Annotated in this window: 17 protein-coding genes; 7 read left to right on the plus strand and 10 right to left on the minus strand. The window is 69.9% G+C overall.

Translation table 11 applies throughout. The features are described 5' to 3' along the window. Positions 1-71 precede the first annotated feature (71 nt). From AC32QD_RS09525 to AC32QD_RS09550, 6 genes are all read right to left on the minus strand, one after another. Positions 72-1007, minus strand: a complete 936-nt coding sequence (locus AC32QD_RS09525; RefSeq protein WP_492010256.1) for an electron transfer flavoprotein subunit alpha/FixB family protein — start codon at positions 1005-1007, stop codon at positions 72-74. A 1-nt stretch (position 1008) separates the two neighbouring features. Continuing rightward, positions 1009-1770 (minus strand): electron transfer flavoprotein subunit beta/FixA family protein, encoded by a 762-nt coding sequence (locus AC32QD_RS09530; RefSeq protein WP_492010257.1) that lies wholly within the window; start codon positions 1768-1770, stop codon positions 1009-1011. Between the two features lie 426 nt (positions 1771-2196). Further along, the gene (locus AC32QD_RS09535) at positions 2197-3042 is read right to left on the minus strand and encodes a lytic transglycosylase domain-containing protein (RefSeq protein ID WP_492010258.1); all 846 of its coding nucleotides are present in this window, start codon (positions 3040-3042) and stop codon (positions 2197-2199) included. Between the two features lie 44 nt (positions 3043-3086). Continuing rightward, the gene (locus AC32QD_RS09540) at positions 3087-3659 is read right to left on the minus strand and encodes a cob(I)yrinic acid a,c-diamide adenosyltransferase (RefSeq protein WP_492010259.1); all 573 of its coding nucleotides are present in this window, start codon (positions 3657-3659) and stop codon (positions 3087-3089) included. A 90-nt stretch (positions 3660-3749) separates the two neighbouring features. Then, the gene (locus AC32QD_RS09545; RefSeq protein WP_492010260.1) at positions 3750-3962 is read right to left on the minus strand and encodes a twin transmembrane helix small protein; all 213 of its coding nucleotides are present in this window, start codon (positions 3960-3962) and stop codon (positions 3750-3752) included. A 12-nt stretch (positions 3963-3974) separates the two neighbouring features. Beyond that, positions 3975-4826: an SDR family NAD(P)-dependent oxidoreductase gene (locus AC32QD_RS09550; protein WP_492010261.1), complete on the minus strand. Its 852-nt coding sequence runs from the start codon at positions 4824-4826 to the stop codon at positions 3975-3977. Positions 4827-5044: 218 nt separating this feature from the next. Here AC32QD_RS09550 and AC32QD_RS09555 point away from each other — a divergent pair, with 218 nt between their 5' ends. Continuing rightward, a complete protein-coding gene (locus tag AC32QD_RS09555; RefSeq protein WP_492010262.1) occupies positions 5045-5500 on the plus strand; it encodes a host attachment family protein in 456 nt (151 codons plus the stop codon). 6 nt (positions 5501-5506) lie between these two features. Here AC32QD_RS09555 and AC32QD_RS09560 read toward each other — a convergent pair whose 3' ends face one another. After that, entirely contained in the window at positions 5507-6010 is a 504-nt protein-coding gene (locus AC32QD_RS09560) for an NUDIX hydrolase (RefSeq protein ID WP_492010263.1), read from the minus strand. Between the two features lie 218 nt (positions 6011-6228). On the opposite strand from AC32QD_RS09560, the gene AC32QD_RS09565 reads away from it, so the two are divergent. The 3 genes from AC32QD_RS09565 (at position 6229) to AC32QD_RS09575 (ending at position 8848) form a co-directional block, all read left to right on the plus strand. Continuing rightward, positions 6229-7419 carry an aspartate aminotransferase family protein gene (locus AC32QD_RS09565; RefSeq protein WP_492010264.1) on the plus strand — a complete coding sequence of 397 codons (1191 nt, stop codon included), beginning with the start codon at positions 6229-6231 and terminating at the stop codon, positions 7417-7419. Beyond that, complete coding sequence (gene argF, locus AC32QD_RS09570; RefSeq protein ID WP_492010265.1) at positions 7416-8348, plus strand: ornithine carbamoyltransferase; 933 nt, start codon at positions 7416-7418, stop codon at positions 8346-8348. Before AC32QD_RS09565 ends, argF begins: the two co-directional genes overlap by 4 nt. A gap of 203 nt (positions 8349-8551) precedes the next feature. Then, positions 8552-8848 (plus strand): putative quinol monooxygenase, encoded by a 297-nt coding sequence (locus tag AC32QD_RS09575; protein WP_492010266.1) that lies wholly within the window; start codon positions 8552-8554, stop codon positions 8846-8848. 53 nt (positions 8849-8901) lie between these two features. Here the strand turns inward: AC32QD_RS09575 and AC32QD_RS09580 are convergent, their stop codons facing one another. Further along, on the minus strand, positions 8902-9138 hold the full coding sequence (locus AC32QD_RS09580) for a hypothetical protein (protein WP_492010267.1): 237 nt from the start codon (positions 9136-9138) through the stop codon (positions 8902-8904). Between the two features lie 446 nt (positions 9139-9584). Beyond that, the gene (locus AC32QD_RS09585; RefSeq protein ID WP_492010268.1) at positions 9585-10940 is read right to left on the minus strand and encodes a DUF8689 domain-containing protein; all 1356 of its coding nucleotides are present in this window, start codon (positions 10938-10940) and stop codon (positions 9585-9587) included. Positions 10941-11305: 365 nt separating this feature from the next. Here AC32QD_RS09585 and AC32QD_RS09590 point away from each other — a divergent pair, with 365 nt between their 5' ends. Further along, the gene (locus AC32QD_RS09590) at positions 11306-12280 is read left to right on the plus strand and encodes a hypothetical protein (RefSeq protein ID WP_492010269.1); all 975 of its coding nucleotides are present in this window, start codon (positions 11306-11308) and stop codon (positions 12278-12280) included. A 121-nt stretch (positions 12281-12401) separates the two neighbouring features. Here AC32QD_RS09590 and AC32QD_RS09595 read toward each other — a convergent pair whose 3' ends face one another. After that, entirely contained in the window at positions 12402-12923 is a 522-nt protein-coding gene (locus AC32QD_RS09595; RefSeq protein WP_492010270.1) for an NUDIX domain-containing protein, read from the minus strand. A 145-nt stretch (positions 12924-13068) separates the two neighbouring features. Here AC32QD_RS09595 and hslO point away from each other — a divergent pair, with 145 nt between their 5' ends. Continuing rightward, complete coding sequence (gene hslO / locus AC32QD_RS09600) at positions 13069-14079, plus strand: Hsp33 family molecular chaperone HslO (RefSeq protein ID WP_492010271.1); 1011 nt, start codon at positions 13069-13071, stop codon at positions 14077-14079. 161 nt (positions 14080-14240) lie between these two features. Beyond that, a partial coding sequence (locus AC32QD_RS09605) for a TerC family protein (protein WP_492010272.1) occupies positions 14241-14374 on the plus strand: 134 nt, incomplete at its 3' end.

Raw genomic sequence — 14374 nt, forward strand, 5'->3', positions numbered from 1 at the left:
CGGCGCCACCGCAGCGACCGCGAAGGATAACTGACGAATGGCCCGCGCCAGGACGCGGGCCACACTGCGCCTCAACCCTTGTCGAGCTCCTTCTCAAGCTCGGGCAGCGCCTGGAACAGGTCCGCTACCAGGCCGTAGTCGGCGACCTGGAAGATCGGCGCTTCCTCGTCCTTGTTGATGGCGACGATCACCTTGGAGTCCTTCATCCCGGCGAGGTGCTGAATCGCGCCTGAGATGCCGACCGCGACGTAGAGGTCGGGTGCGACCACCTTGCCGGTCTGGCCGACCTGCCAGTCGTTCGGCGCATAGCCCGAATCCACCGCCGCGCGCGAGGCGCCGACCGCGGCGCCCAGCTTGTCGGCCACCTTCTCGATCAGATGGAAGTTTTCCTTGGACGCGATGCCGCGCCCGCCGGAGATGACGATCTTGGCCGAGGTAAGCTCGGGCCGGTCAGAACTAGCCACCATGTCCTCGATCCACTCCGACAGGCCCGGGTCCTCGGCAGCCTGCGCCGTCTCGACCGGGGCCGCGGCCTGCTCGCCGGGCGCGTCGAAGGCCGTGCCGCGCACGGTGACGACCTTCTTCGCATCCTTCGACTTCACGGTCTGGATGGCGTTGCCGGCATAGATCGGCCGCACGAAGGTGTCGGCGTCCACCACCTCCTGGATGTCGGGCACGATCATCACGTCGAGCAGTGCGGCCACGCGCGGCATGACGTTCTTGCCCGAGGTGATGGCTGGCGCGAAGACGTGAGAATAGGGCTGAGCCACCTTGGCGATCAGCAGCGAGAGCGGCTCGGCGAGCCGGTGCCCGTAGGCCTCGCCCTCGACATGGATGATCTTCGCCACGCCGCCGATCTTCGCCGCTTCCTCGACGGCCGCGCCGCAGTCCTTGCCGGCGACGAGCAGGTGGATCTCGTCGCCCAGCTTCGCGGCCGCGGCGACGGTCTTGGCGGTGGACTCATCGAGGGTCTGGTTGTTGTGCTTGGCGACGACGAGAACGGCCATCTCAGATCACTCCCGCTTCGTTCTTCAGCTTGTCCACCAGCTCGGCGACCGAGCCAACCTTGACACCCGCCTTGCGCGGCGGCGGCTCGGTGACGGAAACCACCTCGAGCCGCGGGGCGACGTCGACGCCGTAATCCGCCGGGGTCTTCACGTCGAGCGGCTTCTTCTTCGCCTTCATGATGTTGGGCAGGCTGGCGTAGCGCGGCTCGTTGAGGCGCAGGTCCACGGTCACGATCGCGGGCACCTTTACCTTGATGGCCTGCAGGCCGCCATCGACCTCGCGCACCACCTTGGCCGCGCCGTCGCCAAACTCGAGCTTGGAGATGAAGGTCGCCTGCGGCCAGCCGAGCAGCGCCGAAAGCATCTGGCCGGTGGCGTTCATGTCGTTGTCGATCGCCTGCTTGCCCATGATGACCAGGCCGGGCCTCTCCTCGTCGACCACGGCCTTGACAAGCTTGGCGACCGCCAGCGGCTCGATGTCGGTGTCCACTGTCTCGGCGGCCTCGATCAGGATCGCCCGGTCGGCGCCCATGGCCAGCGCGGTGCGCAGGGTCTCCTGCGCCTGCTTGACACCGATCGAGACGGCGATCACCTCCTCGGCCTGGCCGGCCTCCTTGAGGCGGATGGCCTGCTCGACGGCAATTTCGTCGAAGGGGTTCATCGACATCTTGACGTTGGCGAGATCCACCCCCGTCCGGTCCGCCTTGACCCGGACCTTGACGTTGTAGTCGATCACGCGCTTGACGGGCACCAGCACCTTCATTGCGCTTCCTCCTAGGGACGAGCGGCCGACCGAGACGGCCGCGCACCGTTTAATTCGGGCGCACGCTTAACGCAACCGGACCGCCGCGCGTAGGGAAAAAACGACGCGGCGGGACGGGGAAGCGTCCCCGCCGGCCGCTTTCGGCCCGCGGTCCCGCCCGGCAATGGGCCGCGCATCCGGACGATCCTGCCGGGGCTTCGGGGGCGCCATCGCCGCCCTGACGCCGCCCCAAGGCGCGCCCCGGACAGGCTGTGCACATTGCACAACCGTGCAACGCATTGATTTAATTGGCGTTCGTTTGTGCGCAGATGTTATGGTTAATGCAAAATCCGGCCCCGGCCGTCCCCAGGCCGCCCCCAGGCCGCCCCCAGGCCGCCCCCAGGCCGCCCCGGCGGCGGGCGTGCCGCGGCGGCGCGGCAGGGCCGCTCAGTTGCGCTGCACCACGCAGGCGCCGCCAGCCGCGCGCAGACGGTTGCACAGCGCCTGGGCCTCGGCGCGGCTGGCCGCGCCCAGCCGCACCGCCCAGATGGGCCGCCCGGCCATGCGCTCGCGCAGCATCATCGGCAGGCCCGGGCCGATGATGCGCGGATAGCGGGCCTGGACGCGCGAGAACTGGGCCAGCGCCCCGGCGCGGCGCACATTGCCGGCGACCTGAACGCCCCAGGCCTGCCAGGGGGCGCCGTCGAACAGCACGGCGCGGGTCGCCAGCACCGGCAGCCGGCGGCACGCCTGGGCGAAGGGGCGGTCCTTCTCGAGCGGCCGCGGCTCGAGCCGGCGGCCTGGCGCGCGGAACCAGCCCGCGGGGCGGAAGGTGATGGCGTGGACATAGGCGAGCGTCTCGCCGGGCAAGGCGCCGTGGCCTGCCAGCCAGGCCGCGACCCGGTCCTCGCCGCCGTTGTAGGCGGCCGCGGCAAGGCCGAGATTGCCAAACTGGGTGCGCAGCTGGGCGAGATAGGCCGCCGCCGCCGGGATCGCGAGGTCCGGGTCGAAGGGGTCCGCCAGCCCGCGCCGCTTCGCGGTCGCCGGCATGAATTGCGCCACGCCGAGCGCACCTTTGGGGCTGACGGCGCGCACGTCGAACCGGCTCTCCAGCCAGACCAGCCGCGCGAGGAAGGCGGGCGGCAGGCCGTGCAGGTCCGCTGCCTGCTGGATCAGGCTGCACAGATGCCCGGTCCCGGCCGGGCCGTCCGTCGCGTCGGCCGCACGCGCGGCGCCGGCATGGCCGACCAGAAGCGTTGCCACAAGAAGCGCCGCCACACGGAGCGTCGCCACACAGAGCGCCCCCACACGGAGGGCACCCGCACGGAGTGCCGCTGCTAGCGATTGGCGCCCGGCACCCAAAGCACGTCTCCCGCGCCGTTGTCGTTGGCCGCCCGTCCGGCAACGAACAGCCAGTCGGAAAGCCGGTTGAGATAGCGCACCACCGCCTCGCCCACCGGCTCGGCGCCGGCCAGCGCCACGGTCAGCCGCTCGGCGCGGCGGCACACGGTGCGCGCATGGTGGAGCTGCGCGGCAAGCGGGGTGCCACCCGGCAGCACGAAGGAGCGCAGCGCCGCGAGGCTCTCGTTCATGGCGTCGATCTCGCGCTCCAGCCGCTCGACCTGGACCGGCACGACGCGCAGGGGCGGGTGCTCGGCCCCCTCCTCGCCCGCGCGCGGCGGGCGGCACAGATCGGCGCCCAGGTCGAACAGGTCGTTCTGGATGCGGGCGAGCGCCGCATCCATCTCGCCCTCGGCATGCAGGCGCGCCAGCCCGATCGCCGCGTTCGCCTCGTCCACCGTGCCGTAGGCCTCGACGCGCAGCGCATGCTTGGGCACTCGGGTGCCGTCGCCCAGCGCCGTCTCGCCCTGGTCGCCGGTGCGGGTGTAGATCCGGTTCAGCACCACCATCGCCGCATTCCCCCTCGCCGCGCCCGGACCGCGGCGTTCAGCTGCGCACCGTGTTCACTTGGTTCACTTGGTTCACTTGGTTCACTCGGTTCACTTGCCCGCCTTGATTGCCAGGATGGTCAACAGAACCAGCACGATGGCGATGAATTGGGCGAGAATGCGATAACGCATCAGCTTGTTGGAATATCTGGCGCCCTCGCGGCCCTCGCGCTTGCGCGTGCCGAAGGTGACCACGCCGAACACCAGCACGCCGAGTGTCGAAAGGCACGCGAGTGCCGCCATGTAGAACAAGAATCCGGACATCGCGTACCCTCCTCAGCCCTGCATGAAGGCGCGGTCCAGCAGCCCTGTTGGCAAGAGCCGCCGCATGAGTCCCACAATATATGTCGGTGTTGTCACATAATACCGCGCCCGCGGGTGCCGGCTTTCCAGTGCGTGGATCATTTTCCGCGTGGTGGCTTCTGGCCCGAGCTCGAACGGGTCCGGCTTCTGCACGCCGCCGTAGAGGCGCGGATCCACCACATCGCGGTAGAACTCGGCCCAGGCCGAGTTCTCGCGGTCGATCCAGCGCTCGTACTGCGCCCGCGCATTGAGGCGGAATTTGGTGCGGATCGGACCGGGCTCGAGCAGGATCACGCGCACCGGAGTGCCGCGCAGCTCGAGCCGGAGCGTATCGGTATAGCCCTCGAGCGCGTGCTTGGTGGCGATATAGGCGCCGCGGATGCGCACATAGCCCAGGCCGAGCACCGAGGAGTTCATCACGATGCGGCCGAAGCCCTGACGGCGCATCACCGGCAGCGCCCGGCGCGTCAGCTCGTGCCAGCCGAGGAAGTTGGCCTCGAAGATCTGCCGCATGGCCGCGAGCGAGATGTCCTCGAGCGCGCCGGGGATGGCGTAGGCGCCGTTGTTGAAAAGCGCGTCGAGGCGGCCGTCCGTGCGCGCCAGCACCTCGGCGAGACCGCTCTCGATGCTCTCGGGCTCCTCGTAGTCGATGCGCGGGCTCTCGAGCCCCTCGCCCTCCAGCCGGGCGCAGTCCCCGGCCTTGCGGCAGCTGGCGAAGACACGCCAGCCGCGCCCGTGCAGCGCATGCGCGAGGTGATGGCCGATGCCCGACGAGCAGCCGGTGATCAGGATCGGGCGCGCGCCGCCGTTCGTCGTGTCGTCCATGCGTCCCCTGTCCATGCCGGCTGCAGCGTCGTTCCCTGCCCAGCGACCTCTAACGCCGATGGCGCCGTTGCGCCAGAGCAGGACCGCGGGCGCATGCGCATTGACATTCGCCGCGTCGAGGGCCAGATGCCTGCGAAAGAGCCGCGCCGCTCGCGCCACGTCGGGGCGGCATGCGACGCTCGCACAACCGTGATCCCGTCAATGCGGAGGGCCGAGACATGCCACCCACCCCCTGGAAAGTCACCTGGATCGCCCTCGCCGACGGCGCCAAGGCGCTGCTGCTGGTCAACCAGGGCACCGACGCCGAGCCGTTGCTCGAGGTGGTGTCCAAGGCCGAGCTGGAGAACCCGCCCACGCACGAGCTGGGCACGGATCGGCCGGGGCGCTACCCCGACCCCTCGGGCGGGCAGCGCTCGGCGGTGCAGGAGACCGACTGGCACCAGTTCGAGGAGGCGCGCTTCGTGCGCGAGTTCTCGGCGCGGCTGAACCGGGCGGCGCAGGCGAACCGCTTCGACCGGCTGGTCCTGGTCGCGCCCCCCAAGGTGCTGGGCGAGCTGCGCGAGGCGCTGGCGAAGCCGGCCGCGGCGCGCGTCGTGGCCGAGCTCGGCAAGGACCTGACCAGGCACCCGATCGACGAGATCGAGCGCCTGATCGCCCGGGCGCCGGGGGGCTGAGGCGGCTCAGCTGGCGGCGCCGCCCGGACGAGGGGTCCCATGCCCGGCGTCCGGTGCGGCGAGAGCGCGCACCATGCTGACCAGGCCGGGCTCGGACAGCAGCATGCAGGCTTCCTCGATCCCGGCCCAGCGGCGCCGGCGCTGACCGCGCTCGGGCCAGTCGTCGAGCACCAGCTCGACCTCGAGCGGGAACATCTCGACCTCGATCTCGACCTCGCCGCCGGGGCGCAGCTTGACGCCGCGGTAGGAGCCGAGCGGCTCGGCGGCGACGGTGCCCTCGACGCCGGCCTCCTCAAAGGCCTCCTGCGCCGCGGAGGCGGCCGCCGACAGCCAGGCGATGCGCCCGCCCTTGGGGAAGATCCAGCGCCCGGTACGGCGCGAGGTGATCATCAGGAAGGTGAGCCCCTCCTCGCCGCGCCGGTAGGGAATGGCGCCGAACTGGCGCACGACCCCGTCCGCGGGCGCCAGGCCCAGCATGCGGCGCAGCAGACCGAGCACGGCGGCGCTCATGGTGTCGCCCGGAGCGGCATGGTCGGAGCGTCCTGCATGGCCGAAGCGTACGGGGCCCGGCGCCGCCAGAGCAAGGCCCGGCGGGCGATTCGGCCCCGATTGACAGGGCGGATACCGTTCGCCATAAGGCAAAAGTCGCCCCATGGCATGGCGCCAGCGGGGCCGTTTTGCTTTTGCAGCCAGGCGTTCGAAGCGCCGCAGATCGGAGCCTGCGAACCGTGATCTCGCCCGTCATGCCGACCTACGCACGGGCACCGCTCGCCTTCGAGCGGGGCGAGGGATCGTGGCTGATCGCGACCGACGGCACGAGGTATCTCGACTTCGGCGCCGGCATCGCGGTCTGCGCCCTCGGCCATGCCCACCCCGGGCTCATCGCCGCGCTGGAGCGCCAGGCGCGACGGGTGTGGCATGTCTCCAACCTCTACGAGATCCCCGAGCAGAAGCGGCTGGCCGAGCGCCTGGTCGAGGCCAGCTTCGCCCAGACCGTGTTCTTCACCAACTCGGGCGCCGAGGCGATGGAGTGCTGCATCAAGGCGGCGCGCAAGTACTGGCATGCGAAGGGCCAGCCGGAGCGCAACCGCATCATCACTTTCGAGGGCGCCTTCCACGGGCGCACGCTGGCCACGATCTCGGCGGCAGGGCAGGAGAAGCTGGTCAAGGGCTTCGCGCCCCTCCTGCCGGGCTTCGATCAGGTCGCCTGGGGCGATCTCGCCGCCGTGGCGGCGGCCATCGGCCCGGCGACGGCGGCGATCCTGGTCGAGCCGATCCAGGGCGAGGGCGGCATCCGGCCCGCGCCCAACGGCTTCCTCAAGGGCTTGCGCCGGCTGTGCGACCGTGACGGCCTGTTGCTGGTGCTCGACGAGATCCAGTGCGGCATGGGGCGCACCGGTACGCTGTTCGCCCATGAGCAGGCGGGCATCGCGCCCGACCTGATGGGTGTGGCCAAGGGCATCGGCGGCGGCTTCCCGCTCGGCGCCTGCCTCGCCACCGAAGCTGCGGCCTCGGGCATGACCGCCGGCGCGCATGGCAGCACCTATGGCGGCAACCCGCTGGCCTGCGCGGTCGGCAACGCCGTCCTCGACGAGGTGCTGGCACCGGGCTTCCTCGATGCGGTCAGGCGCAAGGCCGGGCTGTTGCGCCAGCGCCTCGCCGGGCTCGCCGACGCGCAGCCGCAGATCATTGCCGAGCTGCGCGGCGAGGGGTTGATGCTGGGACTGAAGCTGCACGAGGGGTGGAAGAACGCCGACCTCGTTGCCGCGGCGCGCGAGCATGGCCTGCTGACGGTGCCGGCGGGCGACAACGTCGTGCGCGTGCTGCCGCCGCTCAATGTCGGGGACGAGGAGATTGCCGAGGGTGTCGGCCGCCTCGAGCAGGCCTGCCGCGCGCTGCAGGCGGGGGCGCACCCGTGACCCGGCATTTTCTCGATCTGGACCAGGTCCCGGGCAACGAGCTGAAGCGGATCATCGCCCGCTCGTGCGAGATCAAGGCCGGGCGCGACGGCAAGCCGAAGCTGTTCCCCGACGCCGAGCAGCCACTCAAGGACCGCGCGGTCGCGCTGATTTTCGAGAAGCCCTCGACGCGGACGCGCATCTCGTTCGATCTCGGCGTGCGCCAGATGGGCGGCGAGACCATGGTGCTGAGCGGCTCGGAGCTGCAGCTCGGCCACGGCGAGACCGTCGCCGACACCGCGCGCGTGCTGAGCCGCTATGTCGATCTCATCATGATCCGGACCTTCGATCCCGGCACTCTCGCCGAGATGGCCGAGCACGCCACCGTGCCGGTGATCAACGGGCTGACCAACCGCACGCATCCCTGCCAGATCATGGCCGACGTGATGACCTTCGAGGAGAAGAAGGGCCCGATCAGCGGCGCACGCGTGGTCTGGGCGGGCGACGGCAACAACGTCTGCGCCAGCTTCATCCAGGGCGCCGCGCGCTTTGGCTACGAACTGGTAATCACCGGCCCCGAGACGCTGGACCCCGACCCGGAGATCGTCGCCGCGGCGCATGGCGAGGGGGCCCAGGTGCGCATCGTGCGCGACCCCGAGCGCGCCGTCGCGGACGCCGACGCGGTGGTGACCGACGCCTGGCTGTCGATGCATGACGACCTGACCACGCGGGAGCGCCGCCACAACCAGCTCAAGCCCTACCAGGTCAACGCCCGGCTGATGGCCCGCGCCAAGCCCGATGCCATCTTCATGCACTGCCTGCCCGCCCACCGCGAGGAGGAGGTCACCTCGGAAGTGTTCGATGGCCCCCAGTCGGTGGTTTTCGACGAGGCCGAGAACCGGCTGCACGTGCAAAAGGGCATCATGCGCTGGTGCCTGGGTCTGCTCTGAGGCGGGAGCCGGCACAAATGACGCCGCGCCGCCTCGCAAAGCCCGCGGGAAAGGTTTGGAGAACTGCCCCGAGGCGTGCATAATCCGTGACGGCGCGGATGACCTTCGCCTTGTACCCGTTCGTCGTACGTCCCGATCTCGCGCGATTGCCAGTTCCCTAGGTTGGGCCAGGAATCCGGCGGCAGGCGGCGACGGAGGAGATCATGCCCGCGGTTGCATTGATCGTCGAGCTGGAGATCGTGCCCGGCAAACGCAACATCTTCGTGGAGCGCTCGGTCGAGCATCGGGAAACGGTGACGCGGAACGAGTTGGGCTGCCTGCGCTTCGACGTGCTGGCTTCCGAGGACGAAGCCGACATGGTCTTCATATATGCGGTCTACGCGAACCGGTCTGCGCTCGAGACGCATTTCAGCACGTCCTACACTCAGAAATACCTCGAGGGCACCAAGCCCCTGGTCGCCCGTCAGAAACTGACCCTTTGCACCCTGGCGCACGGCTAGCGGCGGCCGGCGCCGGGCAGGCGCCACACGATGCGCGCCACGCTGCGCCGGGCTCAGTCTTCTCCCAGCCCCAGCGCGTCGGCCACGCTTTCCACGATCTTGGTGCCGTGCAGGAAATATCTGGCCGTGGCCACCACGACATAGAGGGCGATAAACCCCATCGCGACGAAGGACAGCTCGACCGAGGTCGAGTATCCGGTGCCGAGAAAGCCGTCATTCAGATGGGCAAGCGAGCCGAATCCGTCGCCGACACTTGCGCCGTTACCCGACGCGGTGACCGAACCGTACATTTCACCACTCCACGAAGCACAAGCAGCAGGATCGAGACTTGCGCGCAATCATGTCATGCTTGGGGCGGCGCGGCGTCGCGAAGATGGCGGAAAATGATCCTTTCGGTGGCACGCCGGATCCCTTGGGCCATGGACAGCGTCCCCGGCGCGCACGACTGCCCGTGCGGGCCAACCGCGACAGGCGTCACCCGGCGCGCAAGGTGCAAGCGGCGCCGCGGCCAAGGGGGCGCGCGCGGCGATAGCCCGCCACCGGGGGCGGAGATGAAATCTCGATGCCTTGCGACTGCGACCGGCCGGGGTCGAGGGCGTGGCGCCGGTCGGTGAACGAGCGCCTGACGCTGCAGGGCTCGTTCGCCCCGTGCCGCCGCCGCGAAGCGCTGGCCGGAAATACGCGGAGGCGGAGGGAACCCCTACCCCCGCCTCCGACGCGGCAAGTGCGCAGATCGTCAGTCCTTGGAGAAAAGATTGATCCAGGCGCGGTCGAGGAAATCCTTTCTCAATTCGGGCCGCGCCCCCTCGTAGGTGCAGATCGAGAGCGTCTGGTCGATCAAGAAGCGCGGGTGGAAGGCATGCAGCTCGGCCCCCGCCTGGTTCGGATAGAGATCGAACAGCAGATGCTCGAGGGTCTCGGGCTGCACGTCGAGACCCGACTTCTTGGCGGCGCGCACGAAGATCTTGATGTAGAGTTCCTCGTTGGGCTGGCCGACATAGATCTTGTAGCGCAGGCGGCGTAGCGCCGCCTCGTCGGCCAGCGCCGCCGGCGGAATGTTGGTGGAGAAGATCACCACCGGGTCGAAGGGCACAGCGAACTTGCGGCCCGTCTGCAGCGTCAGGTAGTCGACCTTCACCTCGAGCGGGATGATCAGGCGGTTGATCATCTCCTGCGGCGTGTGGCGCTGACGACCGAAGTCGTCGACCACCAGCACGCCGCCCACGGCCTTGAGCTGGAGGGGCGCCTCGTAGACGCGACTGGTCGGATTGAAGGCGAGATTGAGCGCATCCAGCGTCAACTCGCCGCCGGCGACCACCGCCGGGCGGTGGCAGACCACGTAGCGCCTGTCGTATTTCGAGCCGCGGCGCAGGCCCTCCTGCTCGTCATCGTCCGAATCCAGGCGCTCGTGCACCGTCGGGTCGAACATGGTGACGACCTGGTTGTCGACCTCGAAGCAGTAGGGAAGGTAGATGCGGTCCTGGTAGGCGCGGGTGATGGCGACCGCGATCGACGACTTGCCGTTACCGGCGGGCCCGTAGAGCATGATCGACTGGCCCGAGTTCACCGCAGGGCCGATCTTCTCCAGAAGCTCCTCGGAGAGCGTGAGATCTGAGAACACCCGCTCGAGCATCGGCCGGCTCAGCACCTCGTTGCGGATCGACTGGGCCTTGCACTGTGCCACGAAATCGTCGAGCGGCACCGGCGCCGGGCCGGCATACTCGCTCTTGGCCAGGGCCTCGGCGGCGCGGCGGCGGCCATGGCCCGACAGGGCGTAGCGCATCTCGGCGGTCAGGGCGGCGCCGCGCTGGCCGAGCGTCTCGACCAGCTTGAGCTCCATGGCGTTGACGAACAGCTCGTCGACGATGCCGACCGAGAGCTTGACCACCCGGCTGATCTCCGAGGCGCGTTCGAGGCCCAGGCGGTACATGACCTTGAGCAGCAGATCGAGCAGGAAGCCCTCCTCCAGCCCGGTCTCGCGCACCGAGTGCGGCGCCTCCGGGCGGCCGCCGTGACGCTCGGGCGAGGCGCCGGCGCGCGCCGCCTCGGCGCCCGCAGCCTGCCTGCCCGCGACCTGGCCTTCTGCACTCATTCGCGTTCCCCCGGCTCGCAAGAGCCCAGCTGAGATGAACCTTCCCGACCCGGCGATCCTCCGGGCGCATCCGACGGCACCAGCGAGCGCGCCCAATACATCAAAGACCTACGCGGCAAATGTGGCCCTTTGATGCCGAAATGCTACCAACCCCTCTGCGCTTGCAACCTGATCTTGCCCCGTCGCGCCGCTCGATGAGAGGCGGGGCAGATCTCAGGATCGGCCGAGCCCGACAGTCGAGCAAGCAGTTTATCACATGTACAGAAAGTATCGATACGCAATGTAGAGCAATATTGCTTCCACCGCTGACCGGTTTGCGTTATAAGTGCATCGGGTGGGACACATTCCCCTTAAGGTTGTGTGTGATGAGTGCGAGCGCTGTCTTCAAGAAATTCGTCGAGCCATGCCTTGAACGCATTCCGGTGCTGGAGGTGACGCACATCGAGCGCCACGAGGGCCGCGAGTTTGTCGTCACGCAGATCATCCAGCGCAACGTCTTCACGCAGTTCGACGGCAGGCTTTCGCGGCACCTCGCGGCGACGCGCGGTGCCGGCTTCCCGGCCTTCAGTGTCGCCGTCGAAGTGTCCGAGAAGGGCGGCTCGGCGGCACCGCGGCCCCTCGCCAAGGCGCATCACGCCTCGGTGCCGCATGCGCTCAAGGGCATCGCCGAGCGCGCCTTCCGGCGCGACGGCGCAGCCGATCTGGTGATCCATCACAACGACCCGGCCGCGGGCGACCGCGGCGCCGGGGTCGCGCGCCGGGTCACGTCCGACGACACCGAGGCGCTGGAGGCGGCGCTCGGGGCTTGCCGTTTTCTCGGCGAGGCCGAGTTCCTCACGCTTTCGGGCGATTTCGACGTGGTGATCGCGGCGCCGCCGGGCGATCAGCGGCCGATCATCATCCACCTCGCCAACGGCTCGATCTCCATGCCCTGCGCGACCGGCACCGGGATCACGCCGTTCGAGTGCCCGCTCTACAGTTTCGGCGAGCAGGTTGCCGGCAGCGTCCTGGCGCAGGGCTATCTGGCCGCGGCGCGCCACGCCCTGGTCGCTTCCAAGGAGACGGCGGTGATCGAGTTCCGCGAGGCCTGCGAGAGGCAGATCCTGAACTTCGACCGGGCGCTGGCCGGGCGGCCGCTCGAGGGCCACCGTCTCGATTCGGTGATCGCCCTGGTCGAGCGGCTCAAGGCCGGGCTCGGCCCGAACCTGAACGGGCTGAGCGAGGACGCCCGCATCACCGCGCTGGACTGGACGGTCTCGATCGAGGCTGGCGGCGACGCCGGGACCACCAGCAAGCATATCACGCTGGCGCACACCGCCTCCGCGGCCGCAGGACGGTGACGCCGGCGCAGGCGCGGACGTTCCGCGCGAGCGCGTCGCCGGACAAGGCGACACCGCGCAGGCGCGCGGTCAGGCGGTTGGTTGTGGCCGATCTCGCGGCGCGACCGGGCACCTCAATCCCTCAGGCGCAGCTGTCCCGTCCGGCCCGGCCTGCATAGCCATGCCGCGGTCCCGCCGCGCCTGAGCAGCGCCGGATCAGCCCGCTGGCGAGCGCCCGGACCACCATGGCCCGATCCCCCGGCACGTCGAGCCGCTCGGCCGCCGCCTCCGGCGCCAGCCACAAGGGGCTGTGCCCCGGCTCGCGCGGCGGCCCGTCCCGGCGCACGGCGCGCGCCAGATAGACGAGGTGCACCTTGCGCGCCCAGTAGCGGTTGTCCCAAAGCCAGGGAAAGCTCTGGAAGGCGCCGATGCGCCGCGGCGGGCCGACGACCCAGCCCGTCTCCTCGCGCAACTCGCGATGCAGGGCGGGGATCGGATGCTCGCCAGGATCGACGCCGCCGCCGGGCAGCTGCAGCTCGGACTTCGCGGGCGTCTCCTGCCGCACGCAAAGCAGCCGGCCGCCGGCGCCCACGACGATTGCGTAGACGCCGATGCGGTCCCGATAGGGCCGACCCGAGACCCAGGCTGCTCCGATACGCTCCATTGCGCGAGCCATGCCACGATGCGCGCATCGATGCCAGACCCGCCTGTGCGCGCGGCCGGTGGAGCGGCCAGCGGCCCGCCCCGATTGTCCGCGGCGGGCGGCGAGGCTATGTGGCAGGGGACACGCCAGCCACGGGACCGGTGACATGAGCGAGGGATACCGACTGTCAGGCGACGACACGATTCTGCCGTTCGGGCTGGAGCGCGCCGGCATCCGCGGGCGCGTCGCGCGCCTCGACGCCACGCTCGGGCGCATTCTCGAGCAGCATCGCTATCCGGTGGCGGTTTCCGCGCTGGTGGCCGAGGCGGTGATGCTGACCGCGCTGATCGGCCAGGCCATCAAGCTGCGCTGGAAGCTGTCGCTGCAGGTGCGCGGCGACGGGCCGGTGCGGCTGATCGCCACCGATTACGTCGCGCCCGAGGAACAGGGCGCGCCGGCGCAGATGCGCGCCTATGCCTCCTTCGACATGGGCGAGGCGGTGTCGAGCCGGGCCGCACCCTACAGTCTGCTGGGCGAAGGTATCTTCGGCGTCGTGATCGACCAGGGCGAGGACATGCGCCCCTACCAGGGCATAACGCCGCTGGCCGGCGGCTCGCTGGCCGCCTGCGCCGAGACCTACTTCGCCCAGTCCGAGCAGCTCGCCACCCGCTTCCACATCGAGGCGGCGCGCTCGGAGGCGCCCGGCCGCCCGCCCGAGTGGCGCGCCGGCGGGCTGATGGTGCAGCAGCTGCCCGACGACCTGGGGCATGCGCCCGCGGGGCCCAGCGCCGCGCACGGGCTGATGACCGCCGACGACGTCGCCGGCATGGGCAGCGGCGAGGAGGACTGGAACCGGGTCAACCACCTGATGCGCACGGTGGAGACCCACGAGCTGCTCGGCCCGCACCTGGCCATGGAGGAACTTCTCCTGCGCCTGTTCCACGAGGAGAAGCCGCGCGCCTATCCCTGGCAGCCCGTGGAGTTCGGCTGCACCTGCTCGGCCGAGCGTGTCGCCCGCGCGCTGGCGCAATACACGGCTGAGGACATCGCCGAGATGACCACCGAGGACGGCCGCGTCACCGCCGACTGCCAGTTCTGCTCGGCGCATTACGAGTTCGACCCCGAGATGCTGGGGACCGATGCGACACGGAACCTCGACGGCACGCGGCGCCGCTAGGCTCGGCGGCGGAAATGCATATGTTGCCCCAAGGGTCCTGCGACCTCGATCGGCACGCGGGCGCGCGTCCGGTGGCGGCGCGGCCGCCGGCGGTCGGTCGCTGCAGGCGGGCTTGTGCGATCGATCGGCTGTGCTCAACGAGGCCCGGATAGGACGCGCGGATGGACTGGCTCAGCTCCGAGGCCCTCGCAGCCTTCCTGCAAGTGGTCTTCATCGACCTGGTGCTGGCGGGCGACAATGCCGTGGTGATCGGCATGGCCGCCGCCGGCCTGCCGGTCGAGGAGCGCCGCCGGGC

Source organism: Thermohalobaculum sp., assembly GCF_058622915.1.

Coding starts and splice junctions, on each gene's coding strand:
- AC32QD_RS09560 (WP_492010263.1), bottom strand. CDS start 6,010: ATGAGCGCCGCCGTGCTCGGTCTGCTGCGCCGCATGCTGGGCCTGGCG.
- AC32QD_RS09525 (WP_492010256.1), bottom strand. CDS start 1,007: ATGGCCGTTCTCGTCGTCGCCAAGCACAACAACCAGACCCTCGATGAG.
- AC32QD_RS09550 (WP_492010261.1), bottom strand. CDS start 4,826: ATGGACGACACGACGAACGGCGGCGCGCGCCCGATCCTGATCACCGGC.
- AC32QD_RS09590 (WP_492010269.1), top strand. CDS start 11,306: ATGAGTGCGAGCGCTGTCTTCAAGAAATTCGTCGAGCCATGCCTTGAA.
- AC32QD_RS09575 (WP_492010266.1), top strand. CDS start 8,552: ATGCCCGCGGTTGCATTGATCGTCGAGCTGGAGATCGTGCCCGGCAAA.
- AC32QD_RS09585 (WP_492010268.1), bottom strand. CDS start 10,940: ATGAGTGCAGAAGGCCAGGTCGCGGGCAGGCAGGCTGCGGGCGCCGAG.
- hslO (WP_492010271.1), top strand. CDS start 13,069: ATGAGCGAGGGATACCGACTGTCAGGCGACGACACGATTCTGCCGTTC.
- AC32QD_RS09540 (WP_492010259.1), bottom strand. CDS start 3,659: ATGGTGGTGCTGAACCGGATCTACACCCGCACCGGCGACCAGGGCGAG.
- AC32QD_RS09530 (WP_492010257.1), bottom strand. CDS start 1,770: ATGAAGGTGCTGGTGCCCGTCAAGCGCGTGATCGACTACAACGTCAAG.
- AC32QD_RS09580 (WP_492010267.1), bottom strand. CDS start 9,138: ATGTACGGTTCGGTCACCGCGTCGGGTAACGGCGCAAGTGTCGGCGAC.
- AC32QD_RS09555 (WP_492010262.1), top strand. CDS start 5,045: ATGCCACCCACCCCCTGGAAAGTCACCTGGATCGCCCTCGCCGACGGC.
- AC32QD_RS09595 (WP_492010270.1), bottom strand. CDS start 12,923: ATGGAGCGTATCGGAGCAGCCTGGGTCTCGGGTCGGCCCTATCGGGAC.
- AC32QD_RS09545 (WP_492010260.1), bottom strand. CDS start 3,962: ATGTCCGGATTCTTGTTCTACATGGCGGCACTCGCGTGCCTTTCGACA.